The sequence below is a fragment of the Roseibium sp. R5 genome (assembly GCF_055755305.1).
Window position 1 is genome coordinate 4,271,331 of sequence record NZ_CM146910.1, and the last position, 17,344, is coordinate 4,288,674.

Below are 17,344 nucleotides of genomic sequence, written 5' to 3' on the forward strand. Positions count from 1 at the left end.
AAGCAAAAACAGGGATATTGCACCATGACAACGCCTCCAATGCGGATCGTGCATTGCGTCCGCGCGCCGGTCGGCGGAATTTTCCGTCATGTCCGCGATCTGGCTCGCTGCCAGGAAGCTTTAGGACACAAGGTTGGCCTTATATGCGACAGCACAACGGGCGGCGCCTTTGAAGATGCCCAAATCGAAGAGCTGCGCTCGACGTTGTCCTTGGGGCTCGCCCGGTTTCCCATGCGCCGCCAACTCACGGTTCAGGATTTCTCGGCAACCCTCGCCCTATACAGACATATCAGGGACCTGAAACCCACGGTCCTGCACGGGCATGGCGCAAAAGGCGGTGCCTATGCCCGCCTGATCGGCACGTATCTCGGGCTGCGGGGCCAGAAACCAGCACGCATCTACTCCCCACATGGGGGCAGCCTGCACTATCATCCGCACAGGCTTGAGGGCCGTGTCTATCACACGCTCGAACGCCTTCTGGGACGGATAACCGACGGCCTGATTTTTGTCTCGGATTATGAAAGCGCTGCTTATGAGACAAAGATAGGCTCCGCAAGCGCTACAAACCGCATCGTCTACAACGGACTGTCCAAACAGGACTTTGAGCCGGTCAACGCCAATGAAGACGCAGCCGACTTTGTCTTCATCGGCATGTTGCGTGATCTCAAGGGGCCAGACCTCTTCATCGAAGCACTCTACAATCTGCGCCTGAAGCTCGGGCGGGCTCCGTCTGCTATCCTGGTTGGAGATGGTCCGGACGAAGCGCGATACCGCGAAATGGTAGAGAAGCTCGGCTTGACCGGGGCCGTAACCTTCACAGGTCCGATGAAGGCGCGCGAGGCCTTCAAACTTGCAAAAACGGTCGTCATCCCATCGCGGGCCGAGGCCATGCCTTACATCATTCTGGAGACGGTCGCGGCCCAACGTCCCTTGATCGCAACGCGCGCAGGCGGAATCCCGGAAATATTCGGCAAGTTCGCCAACCGCCTTATCGAGCCGGGTCACATCACACAGTTGACCCTTGCCATGGAAGACGCCTTGGCAACCCCTGAGAAGAAACAGGCAGAAGCCATTGAAATGCGGCCCTGTCTTGCGGAGACCTTTTCCACGGATTTGATGACCGATCGCATCAATTCGGTCTACATGGAGGCACTTGGGATTGCACCAAGCGACGTCCCGGTTCAACAACCCGAGCTCGCGGCCAATCAAGCCACTTCCCTATCATCTGTCTATGCGAGATCGAGCCAGCGATAATGAGCGAACCCGCATACGATAGAGCCGAACAGGGAACGGCGGCCAGCGCACCAACGCCTGCCGCCCAACCGGGCGTCAGGGGGCACCTTGAGAACCGGCTGCGCCAATCTCCTCTGGCCTCAAGAGAAGCGACCAAGATCTCGTTCGAAGATTTTGCGAACACCAATCTGTCGCTTGATGCGCTGGATATTGCCAAAAATCTCGGAACACGCGGAATTTCGGTTCCGGTGCTCGGTGGCTCGGTTCGTCTTTTTGATATTCTGATCATTCTTGCCTCAGCTGGTATCGTACTTCTGACCGGGCCCGGCGCTGGCAGCCCAACCGGCATCCATGCGCTCGCCGCTGGCTTGGCAGTTCTTTTCACGCTCGCCTTCTTTCAAGCGTCCGATGTCTACCAGGTTCCGGTCATGCGTCAGCGCCTGGCCCAAATCGGCCGGGTATCGGCGGGTTGGACACTGGTCTTTGCAATGTTCGCCGTTTTGCGAAGTGCGACTGGTATTGGGTCCAGTGTCTCTGACGCCTGGATTGGTGCCTGGTACAGTACGGGCCTCGTCAGCCTTTGCATCTCACGGCTCGTGCTCTCGCGATTGGTGCGGGGCTGGACGAAATCTGGAAGCTTGGAACGGCGCGCAATCATTGTTGGTGGCGGTACGGCCGCCCAGGAACTGATCCACGATCTGGAAGCCCAATCGGATAACGATATTCGGATTTGCGGCATCTTTGACGACCGGTCCAACGATCGGTCACCGCCAGTCGTGGCCGGCTACCCGAAACTCGGCAACATCAGCGCTCTTGTAGAGTTTGCGCGCCTTGCCCGCATCGACATGCTGATTGTTTGCATTCCTCTGCGCGCGGAAAAACGTGTGCTGGAGCTTTTGAAGACCCTCTGGGTTCTGCCGGTCGACATCCGTCTATCGGCACATACCGACAAGGTGCGGTTCCGTGATCGGGGCACATCCTTCATCGGAACGGTCCCCTTCGTCGATGTCGCTGAAAAGCCGATCGCCGATTGGGATATGGTTGCCAAGCGGATCTTCGATGTTGTGTTCTCGCTGATCGCGATAGTTTGTCTTGCACCGGTGATGATTGGAACCATTATTGCCATCAAGCTGGACAGCAAGGGCCCGGTTATCTTCCGGCAGAAGCGGTATGGCTTCAACAACGAGATCATTGAGGTACTGAAGTTCCGATCCATGTACACGGATATGGCAGACCCAGACGCAAAGAAGGTGGTGACCAAGGGCGACCCCCGGGTGACAAAGGTTGGGCGGATCATCCGCAAGACGTCGATCGATGAGCTGCCTCAGCTGTTCAACGTGCTTGCCGGAAGCCTGTCGCTCGTTGGCCCCCGCCCCCATGCGGTCAATGCCCACACCAACAATGAGACCTGGGACGACGTGGTTGACGGTTATTTCGCGCGCCACAAGGTCAAGCCGGGTGTAACTGGCTGGGCACAGATCAATGGCTGGCGCGGAGAGGTCGATACACCTGAAAAGATCCAGAAGCGCGTGGAGTGCGATGTCTACTACATCGAGAACTGGTCGATCCTGTTTGATCTGAAGATCCTGTTCCTGACGCCCTTGAAGCTGTTGAACACGGAGAACGCCTATTGACCGTTTGGGCCGCCCATGACGGGCGGGCGCTGACGGCCCCGCCCCCGTTCGGCCTGTCGGTCAGATCGCTGGGCAATGGCGCATTGTGGCTTGCGGCCTTCCTGTCAGCTTTCGTGATCGAAGAACCGGCTCCTTACGAGCTCTACATGGTGGCTCTGACCGTCGTCTGGCTCGCGTGCGGGCTCAAGTTGCGCCGTGAGTTTGCGCCGCTGATTGTCCTAATGATGGTGTTTACAGCCGGCGGCCTTGCGTCCGTGCCGTTCGCAGAGGATTTTGGCGATGCGCTCATGTATGCCGCCGTTTCCGGATTTCTTGCGATCACGGCGATCTTTTACGCCGCGATTCTGAGCGACAAACCCGAACGCAGCCGGATCATTGAGCGCGGCTACATTATCGGTGCGGTAATTGCCGCCCTTTTTGGGATAGCCGGCTATTTCAACCTGTTTCCAGGAGCCGAGTATTTTACCCGCTTCGACCGCGCGCGCGGAACGTTTCAGGACCCGAACGTGTTTGGTCCGTTTCTGGTACTGCCAACCCTCCTGCTCATTCAGAGATTTTTGCGCGGCCCTACCTTGCGCAATCTCTATGTGCTGCTGCCACTGAGCATCCTGCTCTTAGGCATTTTCTTGAGTTTCTCTCGCGGCGCCTGGGGGGTGCTCTTGGCGTCACTGCTGCTGCTTTACACGATCCAATTGGTGACCGAACAGAACCTTGCCCGCCGTGGTCGGCTTATCCTGATCGGCATGGCCGGCATCTTCTTCTGTGCGCTTCTCATGACAGTCGCCTTGTCGTTTGAGGCGGTCTCCGACATGTTCTCCCAGCGGGCCCGTCTGGTGCAGGACTATGACGGCGGACGCCTTGGCCGTTTTGCCCGCTACGCCATCGGCTTCCAACTTGTGATGGAGCATCCTCTGGGTCTTGGCGCCCTGGAGTTCGGCAAAACCTTCGGTGAGGATGAGCATAATGTTTACCTGAAGGCCTTCACCACCTACGGCTGGATGGGGGGTATTGCCTACATCGTCATGGCAATTTGGACCGTATGTGCGTTCCTTCCGCTGATTTTCAAATCCCGCCCGTGGACCCCGTTTGTGCAAGCTGTATTTGCGGTGTTTGTCGCCCATTTGTTGCTGTCCGTCGTCATCGACACTGATCACTGGCGGCATTTGTTCATGCTTTATGGCCTCGCTTGGGGACTAATCGCAGCAGACAAGCTGGAACGGCGCAGTTGGCGGTGCAGCGCTCTGCAGACGCCCATTCCTGACTGACATCAAGAGCAATTGAACGCTCACCCCTCCAATCCTGACGCTTCTGCTAGTGCGTGTGACAAGCTGGGCAAAACCATGGGACGCCCGCCAACAAGCATCTTGCGCAGGGATTGCGAACACGATAGTTAGGTCGGGTTCGGGCAGTAGCGCAGCCTGGTAGCGCACTTCACTGGGGGTGAAGGGGTCGTCGGTTCAAATCCGGCCTGCCCGACCAACATAGACAATTGTTTTTATTGTCTAAATTAGTCTCTTCAAGTCATAAAATTCCGTTTGGACAAGCTGCTGGTCACACTATGGTCACAGCGGGTTTCATCATGTCCACAATTCGGAAACACAGAGACAAGTACCAAGTTCAGATACGAAGGAAGGGTCACAGACCCATTTCAAAGACTTTCCATCAGCTAAAGGATGCGCAGGAATGGTCAAGGTGGATGGAGGTCCAAGCTGACAGGGGAGAGTTGCCAAAACGGGAGCTCCCTGCCCCAGAAATCAAACTGGCGGATCTGATCAAGAAATACATCAGCGAGATTGTTCCGACCAAAAAGTCCGCCGATAACGAAGTCATATTTCTGGGTGCATTCCTCAGGCACAAGATCTGTTCAAAACGTGTCGATCGATTACGAGTTGCGGATTTTGCTTCCTATCGAGATGAACGCCTTAAAACGATCACGGCAAACAGCCTGAAGCGCCAACTGGCACCCATTTCTCATGCCTTTGAGATTGCCAGAACCGAATGGGGCATCCCAATCAAGGAGAACCCGGTTGAAGGCTTGAGACTGAAGGCACGGGACAACAGACGAGAGCGACGCCTTCGAGATGGAGAACAGGAAAAGCTCCTCGAAGCAGCCAGAACACGGCAAAGCCGGTACATTGAATGGATCGTCATATTCGCCGTAGAAACGGCCATGAGGCGGGGTGAGATCCTTGGGCTACACTGGGATCAAGTGGACCTCAAACGACGCTCAGTGATCATCCTAGAGTCAAAGAACGGCTATTCACGGACCATTCCCCTGACACCCGCAGCTGTTGCACTGTTGCACGATATTTGGAGAGAGGTGAGCTCATCGGTCACCAACAAACAGACAACGAAGGTGTTTCCTATCACAGCAAATGCTCTCCGGATGGCATGGGAACGGATGCTAAAGCCAACGGACATCGAAGACCTGCACTTCCACGATCTTAGGCACGAAGCAATCAGTCGGTTTTTCGAGATGGGTTTGACGGTGCCGGAGGTAGCTTCAATCTCTGGACATAGGGACATGAAAATGCTGATGCGGTATGCCCATGCTGACACAACGAGGCTGGCAAAGAAGTTAGCGGCAGCAGAATGAACGGACACCTAGGACGGCTTGGACGGCATTAGGAACAAGGCATCAACCACTATGTTCGGCACGATGTGCTAGCGGCTGATCAAGCGTCGGACCTCAGCAAAGGTCTCCTGGATATTCTTCCTCTTGCTCTTCTGATTGTAGGCCATTCCACCTGTGTGGTAGGTGGCAAAAACTCGGCAAGGAAAATACAAAAACTTCAGTGCCTGAACCGCCTTACCTCCACACAAGACCACGACCTGCAAGTTCGGGAAAAGCCCAACAAACTCTTGTGTCAGTGGCGCAGACTTCTCGATATCTTTGGTGGAGGCGTTTTTATTCTTGGTTGCGCTGGAAACACAGTACGGGACGACATTCCAAAGCATAACTTCGGATCGTTTCAGACCGGCCTCTTCCAGAGATCTCCTCATGTTTTGTGCTGATGCGTCAGGGTTATCACATGATACAAATCCAGTTCCTACAGCCTTCGGGCCCGGGGATTCCAGTAGGAAAAGGGCTTTGGCATTGATGCCCGCGTCATTTGGATCTGGATTGGGGACGTCGTATCCAGCGTTACGCCATAAAGCAATGAGAGCCATCAAAGGGGTCATATGAGGCTCGGAAAGCAGTTCCAGTCTAGGGTCTGACATGATGAAATAATCCAATGACCTAAGGGGAGTTTGCCAATCGGAAAGGATAAAGAGCAATGATCTCCGCTCAGGTAAGCCTGAACCAGAGGATATGACCATCAAGATGACCTGCCCGTAAATATCAAAAACCATCACCACGGCCTATGAGTGTGCTGCCGACATAGCTCGGTCCTCATGCGACAACTTACCAACTATCCTTAGTTGAAAATCGTGATCAAAAACTAGGCAAAAAATCATTTCCTTTTTGTATTTATTGAATTTTCTACATAAATATCGATTTTTTCCTTGACAAATACAACTTTATGTGGTAGTATTAGGTGTAACGCGGGCATTAAAACTTGAGCCTGCTCTTACTTCACGCCGGTATACCGGCAATTCCATACACCATTATCCGTAGAGCCGTCCGAGGTGTCCTAGCCGTCCAATTTTGGCGACTGAGACCAACGGGTTGCTTTGCACATTTTTGAAAAGGAATAATACACTGATAATTGTAACAAATAACAATAAGCGCATGGAGCGACCATTTTTTCTTCACGATGGCAAAGGTTATTCTTGCACTTGGGTTGACGTCGAAGATGAAACAGGAACAAGAACAAAAGCCACTGTGGTTTTCGACAGCACTTTTGAAAATTGTTGGTCCGATCACGACCTCGACGGACATGGACTTATCGAAGATTTGCCTTTCACACTCGACTTGGCAGGTACACCTGTCCCCGGAAGTTTTTTGTCGGCGGACAGCTATGTGAAGTACGTGATCGAAAAGGAACCGCTGCCTTCCTACGCAGCCGTATTCAATGACGTAGTCACCAATCTGGATGCTTTCATTGCATTTGACGATACAACCGGAAGCCAGATCGAACAGTCCGAAATGCTGGCAGCCTTTGTAGCTGGCACCTACCTGATCAATGAGTTCCACGCGACACCATATCTGTGGTTTGGGGGTGAACGGGGGTCAGGCAAAACTCAAGCGTCTTTGGCAGTAGCGAAACTGTCGAGCTTGGGCTTTTTCACACAGGGCACATCAACGTTTGCCTCACTTCGCGAGACAGCGGCCCTAGGCGGGTTGATCGGTTGTGATGACTTCGAAAATTGGCGCAGCTTTGATCCGGACAAAAAGAACATGTTTCTCTCCGGAACCACCCGTGGCGCAACAATTTCACTGAGCCGTCAGGGAGATCGAGAAGGCGATTGGCAGCCGGCACATATTCCAGTTTACGGTCCGAAACTGTTCTCCGCCATTTCCAGCCCGGATGATGTGCTTCGATCTCGTTCAATCTTCGTGGAACTCAAACGGTCAAATGACACAGAGAGAACCAGACGGTCGCCTACAAATGATGCGGACTGGCTGGTGAGCCCTGAATTGCTTCGGGACCAACTCTGGTTGGTTTCTGTCCGTTATCTGACGGAAATCGAGGCAATCCGTACCGAGTTAGAAGAAAAAATCGATCTGAATGGACGTGATAGGGACAATCTGTTGCCACTGTTGGTCGCCGCAAAACTTGCAGAAATTGGCGGCGGGAACGATGGTTTAGCCGATCGTTTGCTCGATTTGTTCATACGAAACAAGGACCAGCAGCAGGCACTGGCTCCCCCCAGTGAAATCGAAATCGTGATCCGTGTACTGAACGATCTTTTGAGAAGCCTAACTTCAAAAACGATGCCAACGGACGATATTCGATCCGCTTTCGTTGCCTATTGTGAGCGCCAAGATATCGGCGAAAGAAGCTACTTGGACATTTCCAACCAGCGTATTGGCCAGATGTTGTCTCGGCTACGTTTCCAAGCATCCGCATCTCACGGGAGTCGACGCAGCTGGGAAATATTGCGGACCACAGTCCTGGCAGCTGCGAGAAGCGAATGCATTCAGTTGTCGGTGACCAGCACAACTGAAGATGATCCCGCAAGTGATCGGCCAGCTTGCATCAGCACTATGTTTGAAAACTCTGATAGTGACGACGAAAGACCATCTGCCCCTTGGGAGTGATCAACAACAACGGTTTCCCCGGGTCGAAAGGCTCGGGGGAGCTTCCCCCATCTACACGGCAGCGCCACAAGAGGAACAATCATTGTTTACAATCAGTTCTGGCTTTGTCTGGCCACATAGCGGTCAGATTGTATTGGACGACGCTGAGGGACTGATTTTCCCGAAGGTCGAAACAAAAGCACCAGGCGTTTACCGCCTGGACGTTGGCGGAGAAATCTATGTCGGTGAGACAGCTGAGGCTAACGGCCTGAGTGGCCGCTGGAAAAACTACCGGCGATATCGAGACGACAAGCCCCCGAGTTATACCAACAACAGGATAAACCTTCTGTTGTTAGAGGCTACGCACCACCAGAGGGCCAGCGTGAGCTGGATAACCGCAGATGACTTCGAAATTGACATAATGGGCGTGACTTACGACCTGAATGACAAGAGCCAGCGGAAAGCGATTGAGGGTTTTTTCCGGGTGGTTGAAGGAGCTCGATTGAACCGCTGAAACTCGTTTGGTCCTCAGGGCAAAATCATCGCACCGCTGTGAGCTACTCCCCATCCGTTGGACAGGATCTGGCGTAATTTAAGCTACTCTCTGCACCTGCTGATCCATTGCCCGACAGGTGATGTTCACATCACCGAGAGGGAGTTGGTTTTGTTCAATGCGCTGCCAGTAGATCACGGCAGGCGGTTTGCCGCCAAGGGCGGTGTGCGGACGCTTCTGGTTGTAAAAATTCATCCATTTTCGGACACTGTCCCGGGCCTGTGAGCCGGTTTCCCAAGCGTGCAGATAAACACACTCGTATTTGAGCGTGCGCCACAGCCGCTCGACGAAGATATTGTCGAGGAACCGTCCTTTGCCGTCCATCGAGATGCGCACGCCGATCCTCCGCAGCCGGTCTGTCCATGCAAACGAGGTGAACTGCGATCCCTGGTCCGTATTCATGATTTCCGGTGCACCGAATTTGTGGACCGCCTCGTTCAACGCCTCGACGCAGAAATCGGCCTCCAGCGTATTGGAGATCCGCCAGGCCAGCACCTTGCGGGTGAACCAGTCCATGATTGCCACGAGATACAAGAACCCACGGCGCATCGGCAAATACGTGATGTCAGACGCCCAAACCTGGTTCGGCCGCTCCACCCGCAATCCCTTCAACAGATATGGCCAGATCTTGTGTCCCTTGGCCGGCCTGCTTGTATTGGGCTTCTGGTAGATCGGCATCAGACCCATAAGCCGCATCAGCCGCCGGATCCGCTTTTCGTTCACCGGATGGCCTTCGTTCTTCAAGTGCCAGGTCATCTGACGGACGCCGAAAAACGGCGTCTCAAGGAACTGCTCGTCGATCTCGCGCATCAGCGCGAGGTTCATCTCGCTCTCGCCCTTCGGCGTGTAATAGAAAGACGAGCGCGAGATCGACAGCAGAGAACACTGCTTGCCGACCGACAGTTCGGGATGTCCCAGCTCGATCATGCCGCGCCTCACTTCACGCCCCAAGGCTTGAGCTTTCTGGACAAAAAATCGTTGGCGACGGCCAGCTCCCCGATCTTGGCGTGCAGCTCCTTCACCTGGTCCTCGTCAATCTCCGGCTTTCGTTTGCCGCCACGTTCAAACACGTCCGAGGCGCCTTCCAGCAGGGCACGCTTCCATTGATGGATCATGGTCGGATGAACCCCGAAGCGGCTCGCCAGTTCCGATACCGTCTCTTCGCCCTTCAACGCTGCCAGGGCGACTTTCGCCTTGAACTCCGGCGAGTGCTGCTTGCGTTTCGACATCTCTGATCTCCTTGTTCTCGAAGACCAGCAGACAACAAATCGTAGCTTACGTCAGTGTCCTAATTTCGGGAGGTAGCTCACTCTTTATTTGACAGCAACACTATCGAACAAAAAACTTTGCCCTCGGGTAGCGAACATAGTTGATTTTTCAACGTCCACAGTCTTCGCATACTAGATTTACTCACCTTTTTATTGCGCAATAGTTACAGTGATAAAATTATAGACTTCCTGTCAAATATGATAATTTTGGCAATAACATTTTTTTGAGGACTAAAATGAAGAAACTTGCTCTATTTGCAGCCGCGGGCACAGTGGCTATGATCCTTACCACACAAGCCATGGCGCAGTTCACAAGTTCTTGCAATTTCAGATATGCTGGTCGCGCAGACAAGCCCAATGGCGTCCAAGTAGCGCTCATGAATGGCTCATATAAGCCTGGAATGCCCTGCACTGAAAGCCGTAATGCTGGTGCAAGTGTTACAAGTGGCCATGTTCGGATATTGGGAGTCAAACTCGTCCAGCGCCCAAAAAAAGGTAGCGTTACCGTGGGACGGAACTCCCTAAAATACACCCCTACTGGAACTGGAAACGATGAGTTCGTTGTTCGGTATCATCTTTCAAATTCACACGGCTCTGGATACCGTTTTTTCCACTATCGGCTAAAAGCGCGCTAAATTTCCACTCAAAATAGATATGCTTTCCATAATTCCCAGAAGCAAAGTATTGTTAAATACATCTGAAATTGGCATTGTGATGATATGCTTCAAGAAATAAACGACGATCTTTACCCCAATTCTGCCATCGCTTTGATTGTTTCAACATGGGGCAGCTATACTCTGGCAGGATCTGGCGCACTAGTTGGTCCAAATGATGTTCTGACTGCAGCACATCTTATTTACGATGCTTCATTGGGCGGCCTAGCGGATGAAGTGAAGATTTATTTTTCTTATGATCCAGATGATACTAATTTCAGCACAGGTTATTACGAAGCTGCCTATGCGGAATATTACATTAATTTCGACAACAACAGTGACGGACTAATTTATAGTGGCGATGGATATTACTCTACTCGATCAGGATCAGAAAACGACATAGCAATAATTGCACTAAAGAAATATGCTGGATATACCTTCGGCTGGTTTGGATTGGATGGTAATTTTACATCAGGAAATGTAAATGTGACCGGGCATCCGTCCAAGTCTTACTGGAATATGATGCATGATTCTGGTTTTGTTTATCGGGATTACGTAGACAATTTCATATACACAAGTTCTCTTGATCTGAGCTCAGGCCAAAGCGGCTCTCCGATTTGGAATGGTAGCAGTAGCAACCCATTTGTAGTAGGTGTTGTATCAACGCCTGGAGCAGCAGCGAATGTCTCCGGCCATACTGATTGGCTGTTCGAACAGATAGATACAAATGATTCGTTCGTCACCACACCTTATGTGCCTGTCACTTCAAGCCCGGCAAACTCAATTTTTCGATTTTACAATGATTTAACAGGCGCTCACTTTTACACAAATAGCCCAGACGAACGAGACATGCTGATTTGGACGCAACCTGTATTTAATTATGAAGGTTTCAATTTTGCGGCGGCTAGCCAGTCGAACCAGTTTACCGTTGACGTTCATAGATTTTTCAATCGCGACACCGGAGCACATTTTTACACGGCAAACATTGATGAAGCGAGAAATCTTCTAAGTTCATCAAACTTGAAGTATGACGGAGTTACCTACCAAGCATACGATAAACAAATAAATTTGGCATATCAGGGTAGTCATTCTGGAAATGACATAGTTCCGTTGCACCGATATTTAAACAATGACACGGGCACTCATTTTTATACTGCGTCTTCAGACGAGCTACGGTACGTAAACACGTTAGGTCATATGACCTATGAAGGCGTCGCCTATTACGTCGAGCTGCTTTAATGCTGAAAATTCCGGCTTACGGATCAGAAAGCCTCTAGTGATTGTGGATTGGACAAACTCCATCAGCATAAAACATGTCGGTGCCAACTACGCGTATCCCCACCCCCGGGGGTGCAGCATCCCCCCGGAGGGTCTAAGACCCGAGAACTCAGAAGCTTGCTTCTAGCGGCCATTCTTTTTGTCCGATTGGTAAAAACTCAAATCTTCAAGCATGGCTGCTGGCTGTCCATTCCAGCGGGGATCCCTGTTCTGGTCACACTCTGGTCACAACGGTCACACTTCTTCGGTCAAATATTCGGGTAGTTGCGCACGCCCAGAAAAGATCGTAGACTGCGTTAAGCAGCTGAATCCGTTCAGTCTTTTATGACGATGCCGAAGGCAGAGAGCTGGTAGCGCACTTCACTGGGGGTGAAGGGGTCGTCGGTTCAAATCCTGCCTGCCCGACCAACATTTTCAAGACTATTTTCTGAATACCTAGCTTGAATTCGGTTTTGTTTAGCTAAACAAGACGGATGCGATTGATTGCGCTGACTTATGTCAAATTTGAAAGCGTTCCAGCGACAAGCCGATTGAGCAGTTTGGACAGGCTGTCCAATTCAGTCCTGGACCATCGGTCCCCGAACGCTGCACGCGCGTGCTTTGCAAAGGTCACTTTCGCTTCACCCAATCTGATGATCCCAGCTTTGGACAGAACGACATAGGCTAGTCGCGCATCCCGGATATCGGCCTCACGGGTCACGAGCCCAAGCTTTTCCATCGGTGCGGCCATCCGCGTGACCGTGGAGGCACTGACATACATGCGCTTGGCAAGCTCAACACGGGACAACCGATTGAGCGTTGCTCTTTGAAGATGCATGAGCAAAAAATACTCATTCACGGAAAGACCGTGAACAGCGGAGAACTCACCTGAGAGCTTTGCCCGAAACTCATCTGCAGATTGCATAAGCCTCAGTGCGTTGATTGTGTAGATGTCTTCCATTGGGCTTTTTTATTGCAATATGCTTGCATATGCAAGCATATTGCAATAATTACTGCCTCATAAGATGGTGACCAGGGAGTTTTCTAATGGACTATGAAACCATGTTTTCCGGTGTGAGCTCATTGGCGATGCTCGGCTGGGTATTGTTGTTGATTTCGCCGCTCATACCGAAATGGTCAGACCGTATTTCAGGCTACGCAATCCCAGCACTTCTTGCCGTTAGTTACGTCGCAATCGTGGGCTTTTTCCCTGTTTCTGAAGATGGCTACGGGAGTTTTTCCGCAGTTGCTCAACTGTTTTCAAATCCAAACGCAGTTATTGCGGGCTGGATCCACTTTCTGGCATTTGACCTTTTTGTTGGTGCATGGATGTGTCGGAGTGCCCGTGCCAAAAACATGAGCTTTTGGTTGGTTCTGCCCTGCTTGCCGGTGACCTTTATGTTCGGACCCGCCGGGTTCTTGGTGTTCGTCGCTCTGGGAACTTTGCGATCGGCAGTCGGTGCTGATGCTAGGGCAAATGACGCTGCTGTATAAAGGCAGCTGTTCGCCAACCAAACAGTTCCAGAGATCTGTGCGATTACTTCATCCTGAAGTTGCCGAAAGGCTCATTGCAGTTCGTTAATTTCCGGAATTGCCGTGCCTGTCCAAGCATGCTTTCATGCAATTGACCTGAAGGCAGCTACGACGCTTCAACAAAATTAAATATCCGGTCTGAAGCGTAATATTCAAACCGCAGTCCCGAATATGGATGGAAAACATTACAATAAGTGTCCCATCCAGATGTTCAGGGCCCTTAGTTTGAAGCAATCGCGAGGGGAGATACCATGTGCATTATCTGCGGCAGCCCGGTGGCTGACTTCTCACTAAGCTACGGATCTAACGAGCAGAAAACCGGCAGCTTGAGTTGGACCGCCGAACGCGTCGAAGGCGATTACAACATTGTCAGCGATTTTGTGCTGTATAACCCGCTCCCTAAATGGGGAACGAGCGGAACACCTGGTACTGCCGGCGGTGAAGTAACCTGGAGTTTCGCAACCACGACACTTATTGGAACAACAGGTGGTACCGCCTACGCATCCGACGCGGCGATTACAGATCCGAATTTTCAACAAGCCGTCCGGCAGGCATTCGATGTCTGGGCGCAGGTCGCAAATATTAGTTTCCGGGAAGTCACGGATTCGAGTTCCGCGCAAATTAGATTTGCTATGGACGCGATCGACGGCGTGAGTAATACGCTGGGGTTCGCTGACTCCCGCTTTTCCAGCCTGGACGGCGGAAATACGTTCACCACCGATTCCGTCCAAGTGATTTTTGATACGGCAGAAAACTGGACCACCACCGCTTTCTTGAGTACGGCAATCCATGAAATCGGGCACGCCTTGGGCATTGGGCACAGCGAGGATCCGAACGCGATCATGGCTGCTGTGGTCGTCAACGAGAATTATGGCACGTCACTGACGCAAGATGACATCAATGCCGTGCAGGCGATCTACGGCGCTGCGACGACGACCCCAACAACTCCGACGGTTACGATCCCCGAAGTTGATTTGGGGGTATACCGCTTCTTCAACAGCTCCACCGGCACACATTTTTACTCAGCAAATCACACTGAAGCCGTTTCAATCAGCACCAACCTGGCGCAATACAGCTATGAAAGCGTTGCCTATAAAAGCGTGAACAGCACCGATGCGAATGCGGTCGAGTTCTACCGTTTTTACAATACGGAAACCGGGACGCACTTTTTCACGGCAAGCGCTGCAGAGCGGGATTCCGTAATCTCCACGCTCTCTCAGTTCAATTATGAGGGCGTCGCCTATCACCTTCACAGCACTGCGGATTCAGACGACATTGCGCTGTATCGTTTCTTCAATACGGACACCGGCACTCATTTCTATACGGCGAATGAAGCCGAAAAAGACAATGTGATCGCCACGCTGTCCCAGTACAATTATGAGGGGATTGTTGGCTATGTTGATGTCGCATAGGCGGCATATCGACTCCTTGAATATCTGAACGGGAAACTGGTTTCATGGTTGGATCCGAGGCGCAACTGCTTGGCATTCAGGCATAGATGACACGCGCGCTATGGCCGTCCTTCGGTATTGCCCCATATTCAGTCCATGACGCATACACCTCTATCGTTTCTCCGCAAGAAACCAAAATGGCTGGGGATCACAGGCCCGGCAATTGTCGCGCTTTTGGCCATTTTATCTTCTGCCGCCGCAGCAATTGAACAGCCGAGTTACAAGGTCCTCTCGTCCGATGGCCCAATCGAGATCCGGCAGTATAAGGATATGGCTGCCGCGGAGGTGACCGTTGCGGGCGATCGAAGCGCCGCGACCCGCAAGGCTTTCAGGATCCTGTTCCGCTACATCTCTGGCGATAATCAAGGCAGCAACAAAATCGAGATGACAGCCCCCATCCGCCAGCAAGCGGAGCCGGCAGAAATTGCAATGACCGCCCCGGTCACGCAGCAGCAGGCTGGGAATGGAGAGTGGCGTGTCGCTTTTTACCTGCCATCAGAATACACGGTACGCACTGCGCCACGGCCGGATGATGACCGGATCAGGATTGTAAATGTAAAAGGAAAGAAGGTCGCCGCCATCCGGTTTTCCGGCATGTGGACCGATCGAAACTTCAACCGGCATTTGCAGACGCTAGAGGAATATCTCTCTAAAAACGGCTTCGAGGCAGCTGACGCGCCCGTTTTCGCCTATTTCAATGCGCCCTTTACACTGCCTCCCTTCCGGAGGAACGGAGTTCAAATTCCCTTATCCCGATAACATCTGTCAGTGTTGCGTCGGTTTTTTAACAGGCCCGCTATCAGCCAGACACCCGTCACTCTCAAGCCACCTCACGGCCTTTTTCCAGGCGCCCGAGAAAATCTGACAGCCACGCTATTTCCTTTAGATAAACTTCCATGCTGAGCGATGCGAGCTCCATCAAGAGGCTTTGCGGATCCGGGTCATCAAAGCCGGTTTCCAGCAAAAAGCCCTGATATTCTTCATGAAACCGTTCCGGCAATTGCATCTCAGCCCCCTGTTCTTCCGCCGCCAAATTTTTGAGACAGCGCCCTTAGCAGGTGTGAGCCGATCTTAGGAGGGGGATCGCACCTCGCCTCATTGTCAAAACTGTCCTTTCCTCACAATCCCCAGCCGATGTCCTCACACAGAACCTCGACCTGCGGAAAACCCGTTCTGCGGGTGGCCTGAAACCCTTTTCGCTTGTATTTCTCAAAAAATACCGTGCGGCCCTTGCGAATCGTAAAAAGCGCCGACCCCGCCCCCCAAGTACCCAGAGCCCAGAATGAGCCACACATCCGATCTTGAATTTAATCCCCTTTCTGATGCGTTCGCGCAGGACCCTCATCCGTTTTACGCGGCGCTGCGCGCGAAGGAAGGTTTGACTTATTTTGAGGATTTTGATGTCTGGCTGGCCGCGCGTTTTGACGATGTCTCGGAAATCGTGATGAGTGAACACATGGTCCGGTCCATGGAGCACATCGCGAGTGCAGAAGAGATTGCAAAACAGAAGCGTGATGGAAACTGGCATGACATGCCGCATCATTCCCGCTTCGTGCAATTTTCACTGCTCGACAGCGACGGCGACGTCCATGACCGGCTGCGCAAGCAGGTGTTCAAGCTGTTCACTCCGGTGATGGTCAACAAGCTGCGCGACGAGATCCAGGCCTATGTCGACAGCCTCGTTGACCGTCTGGCGGACAGCCAAGAGATAGACTTCATCGAGGAACTCGCCGCCCATGTTCCAGGTCACATCATAGGTCGCATTCTAGGAGTTCCCGACGCGGACTGCCCGCAACTGCGCATTTGGTCGGAGAACATCGTTCAGTACTTCGACATTGACCGCTCTGATAAGCGCAAGGAACTCGCCGAACGCAACACAACCGAATTCTATCATTACCTGTCGGACCTGAAGCGCCAGCGCGAAGTTGCGCCAAAAGACGACCTGATTTCGGTGATGATCGAGGCGCAAAAGGCCGGCCACATGAACGAGGACGAGTTCATTTCAACCGCCATGCTTATCCTGATGGCCGGGCACGGATCGACCATTGACGTTCTGGGCAGTGGCATGCACGCGCTTTTGAAGTTCCCGGACCAGATGCAGCGGCTGCGGGACGATCAAAACCTGATGAAGACGGCGGTCCAAGAAATGTTCCGCTATGAGTCGCCCCTGCCCTTTTTCCATCGCTATGTGACACAGGAGATGGACGTTTGCGGCCAGAGGTTTGAACGCGGCACAAAGTTCGGCGTTCTCTATGGCTCCGCAAACCGGGATCCAAAGCAGTTTCCAAACGCAGATACCTTTGATGTGGGCCGGTCCCCGAATTGGCATATTGCCTTTGGGCGCGGCGCTCACTTTTGCCTCGGCAATCACCTCGCCCGGCTCGACATGGATATCATCTTCTCAACCCTGCTGCGCCGGTTTTCCAGGATCGAACTATCAGCAGAAGATGTTCCCTACAAACGTGGCTTGTCGGTCCGAGGACCGGAAGCGCTGAAAATTCGCTGGTCGCCGTCCTGACAAAAACTGTAATCTGATTGCCATTCAAGCAGGTTACCCAGGCCGCCTATTGCAACGGA

At 52.4% G+C, this 17,344-nt stretch carries 15 protein-coding genes and 1 tRNA gene; 12 read left to right on the plus strand and 4 right to left on the minus strand.

Translation table 11 applies throughout. The annotated features are described in order from the left end of the window. The first annotated feature begins 24 nt into the window (after positions 1 to 24). The 5 genes from AC0J4F_RS19855 to AC0J4F_RS19875 all read left to right on the plus strand — a co-directional run bounded on the left by AC0J4F_RS19855 (position 25) and on the right by AC0J4F_RS19875 (position 5,463). A complete protein-coding gene (locus AC0J4F_RS19855; RefSeq protein WP_473024434.1) occupies positions 25 to 1,254 on the plus strand; it encodes a glycosyltransferase in 1,230 nt (409 codons plus the stop codon). Further along, entirely contained in the window at positions 1,254 to 2,867 is a 1,614-nt protein-coding gene (locus AC0J4F_RS19860) for an undecaprenyl-phosphate glucose phosphotransferase (protein WP_473024435.1), read from the plus strand. The genes AC0J4F_RS19855 and AC0J4F_RS19860 overlap by 1 nt, the downstream gene beginning before the upstream one ends. Continuing rightward, on the plus strand, positions 2,864 to 4,132 hold the full coding sequence (locus AC0J4F_RS19865) for an O-antigen ligase family protein (protein WP_473024436.1): 1,269 nt from the start codon (positions 2,864 to 2,866) through the stop codon (positions 4,130 to 4,132). The genes AC0J4F_RS19860 and AC0J4F_RS19865 overlap by 4 nt, the downstream gene beginning before the upstream one ends. Positions 4,133 to 4,269: 137 nt before the next feature. Beyond that, positions 4,270 to 4,346, plus strand: a tRNA-Pro gene (locus AC0J4F_RS19870). Between the two features lie 217 nt (positions 4,347 to 4,563). Next, the gene (locus tag AC0J4F_RS19875; protein WP_473024437.1) at positions 4,564 to 5,463 is read left to right on the plus strand and encodes a site-specific integrase; all 900 of its coding nucleotides are present in this window, start codon (positions 4,564 to 4,566) and stop codon (positions 5,461 to 5,463) included. A 68-nt stretch (positions 5,464 to 5,531) separates the two neighbouring features. Here the strand turns inward: AC0J4F_RS19875 and AC0J4F_RS19880 are convergent, their stop codons facing one another. Beyond that, positions 5,532 to 6,221: a uracil-DNA glycosylase gene (locus AC0J4F_RS19880; protein ID WP_473024438.1), complete on the minus strand. Its 690-nt coding sequence runs from the start codon at positions 6,219 to 6,221 to the stop codon at positions 5,532 to 5,534. Positions 6,222 to 6,600: 379 nt separating this feature from the next. Here AC0J4F_RS19880 and AC0J4F_RS19885 point away from each other — a divergent pair, with 379 nt between their 5' ends. Then, positions 6,601 to 8,073 (plus strand): hypothetical protein, encoded by a 1,473-nt coding sequence (locus AC0J4F_RS19885; RefSeq protein ID WP_473024439.1) that lies wholly within the window; start codon positions 6,601 to 6,603, stop codon positions 8,071 to 8,073. Positions 8,074 to 8,155: 82 nt separating this feature from the next. Then, complete coding sequence (locus AC0J4F_RS19890; RefSeq protein ID WP_473024440.1) at positions 8,156 to 8,566, plus strand: GIY-YIG nuclease family protein; 411 nt, start codon at positions 8,156 to 8,158, stop codon at positions 8,564 to 8,566. A 78-nt stretch (positions 8,567 to 8,644) separates the two neighbouring features. Here AC0J4F_RS19890 and AC0J4F_RS19895 read toward each other — a convergent pair. Beyond that, positions 8,645 to 9,834, minus strand: a protein-coding gene (locus AC0J4F_RS19895) for an IS3 family transposase (protein WP_473023626.1) whose coding sequence is annotated in 2 segments (ribosomal slippage) — positions 8,645 to 9,543 and positions 9,543 to 9,834 — 1,191 coding nt in all. Because the reading frame shifts where the segments join, the coding sequence is not laid out codon by codon here. Positions 9,835 to 10,592: 758 nt separating this feature from the next. On the opposite strand from AC0J4F_RS19895, the gene AC0J4F_RS19900 reads away from it, so the two are divergent. Beyond that, positions 10,593 to 11,765 carry a trypsin-like peptidase domain-containing protein gene (locus AC0J4F_RS19900; RefSeq protein ID WP_473024441.1) on the plus strand — a complete coding sequence of 391 codons (1,173 nt, stop codon included), beginning with the start codon at positions 10,593 to 10,595 and terminating at the stop codon, positions 11,763 to 11,765. A 532-nt stretch (positions 11,766 to 12,297) separates the two neighbouring features. On the opposite strand, the gene AC0J4F_RS19905 is transcribed toward AC0J4F_RS19900, so the two are convergent. Then, positions 12,298 to 12,744, minus strand: a complete 447-nt coding sequence (locus tag AC0J4F_RS19905) for a MarR family winged helix-turn-helix transcriptional regulator (RefSeq protein ID WP_473024442.1) — start codon at positions 12,742 to 12,744, stop codon at positions 12,298 to 12,300. Positions 12,745 to 12,830: 86 nt separating this feature from the next. On the opposite strand from AC0J4F_RS19905, the gene AC0J4F_RS19910 reads away from it, so the two are divergent. The 3 genes from AC0J4F_RS19910 to AC0J4F_RS19920 all read left to right on the plus strand — a co-directional run bounded on the left by AC0J4F_RS19910 (position 12,831) and on the right by AC0J4F_RS19920 (position 15,526). Further along, entirely contained in the window at positions 12,831 to 13,277 is a 447-nt protein-coding gene (locus tag AC0J4F_RS19910) for an ABA4-like family protein (RefSeq protein ID WP_473024443.1), read from the plus strand. 290 nt (positions 13,278 to 13,567) lie between these two features. Further along, entirely contained in the window at positions 13,568 to 14,728 is a 1,161-nt protein-coding gene (locus AC0J4F_RS19915) for a matrixin family metalloprotease (protein WP_473024444.1), read from the plus strand. Between the two features lie 135 nt (positions 14,729 to 14,863). Then, positions 14,864 to 15,526: an SOUL family heme-binding protein gene (locus tag AC0J4F_RS19920; RefSeq protein ID WP_473024445.1), complete on the plus strand. Its 663-nt coding sequence runs from the start codon at positions 14,864 to 14,866 to the stop codon at positions 15,524 to 15,526. Positions 15,527 to 15,587: 61 nt separating this feature from the next. Here the strand turns inward: AC0J4F_RS19920 and AC0J4F_RS19925 are convergent, their stop codons facing one another. Then, positions 15,588 to 15,773: a hypothetical protein gene (locus AC0J4F_RS19925; RefSeq protein ID WP_133950528.1), complete on the minus strand. Its 186-nt coding sequence runs from the start codon at positions 15,771 to 15,773 to the stop codon at positions 15,588 to 15,590. Positions 15,774 to 16,049: 276 nt separating this feature from the next. On the opposite strand from AC0J4F_RS19925, the gene AC0J4F_RS19930 reads away from it, so the two are divergent. After that, on the plus strand, positions 16,050 to 17,285 hold the full coding sequence (locus AC0J4F_RS19930) for a cytochrome P450 (RefSeq protein WP_473024446.1): 1,236 nt from the start codon (positions 16,050 to 16,052) through the stop codon (positions 17,283 to 17,285). Positions 17,286 to 17,344: the final 59 nt, after the last annotated feature.

Excerpts from the sequence above, each read along its gene's own strand:
- AC0J4F_RS19855 (WP_473024434.1), top strand. The coding sequence starts at position 25 with ATGACAACGCCTCCAATGCGGATCGTGCATTGCGTCCGCGCGCCGGTC.
- AC0J4F_RS19860 (WP_473024435.1), top strand. The coding sequence starts at position 1,254 with ATGAGCGAACCCGCATACGATAGAGCCGAACAGGGAACGGCGGCCAGC.
- AC0J4F_RS19875 (WP_473024437.1), top strand. The coding sequence starts at position 4,564 with ATGGAGGTCCAAGCTGACAGGGGAGAGTTGCCAAAACGGGAGCTCCCT.
- AC0J4F_RS19880 (WP_473024438.1), bottom strand. The coding sequence starts at position 6,221 with ATGGTTTTTGATATTTACGGGCAGGTCATCTTGATGGTCATATCCTCT.
- AC0J4F_RS19885 (WP_473024439.1), top strand. The coding sequence starts at position 6,601 with ATGGAGCGACCATTTTTTCTTCACGATGGCAAAGGTTATTCTTGCACT.
- AC0J4F_RS19900 (WP_473024441.1), top strand. The coding sequence starts at position 10,593 with ATGCTTCAAGAAATAAACGACGATCTTTACCCCAATTCTGCCATCGCT.
- AC0J4F_RS19905 (WP_473024442.1), bottom strand. The coding sequence starts at position 12,744 with ATGGAAGACATCTACACAATCAACGCACTGAGGCTTATGCAATCTGCA.
- AC0J4F_RS19910 (WP_473024443.1), top strand. The coding sequence starts at position 12,831 with ATGGACTATGAAACCATGTTTTCCGGTGTGAGCTCATTGGCGATGCTC.
- AC0J4F_RS19915 (WP_473024444.1), top strand. The coding sequence starts at position 13,568 with ATGTGCATTATCTGCGGCAGCCCGGTGGCTGACTTCTCACTAAGCTAC.
- AC0J4F_RS19920 (WP_473024445.1), top strand. The coding sequence starts at position 14,864 with ATGACGCATACACCTCTATCGTTTCTCCGCAAGAAACCAAAATGGCTG.
- AC0J4F_RS19925 (WP_133950528.1), bottom strand. The coding sequence starts at position 15,773 with ATGCAATTGCCGGAACGGTTTCATGAAGAATATCAGGGCTTTTTGCTG.
- AC0J4F_RS19930 (WP_473024446.1), top strand. The coding sequence starts at position 16,050 with ATGAGCCACACATCCGATCTTGAATTTAATCCCCTTTCTGATGCGTTC.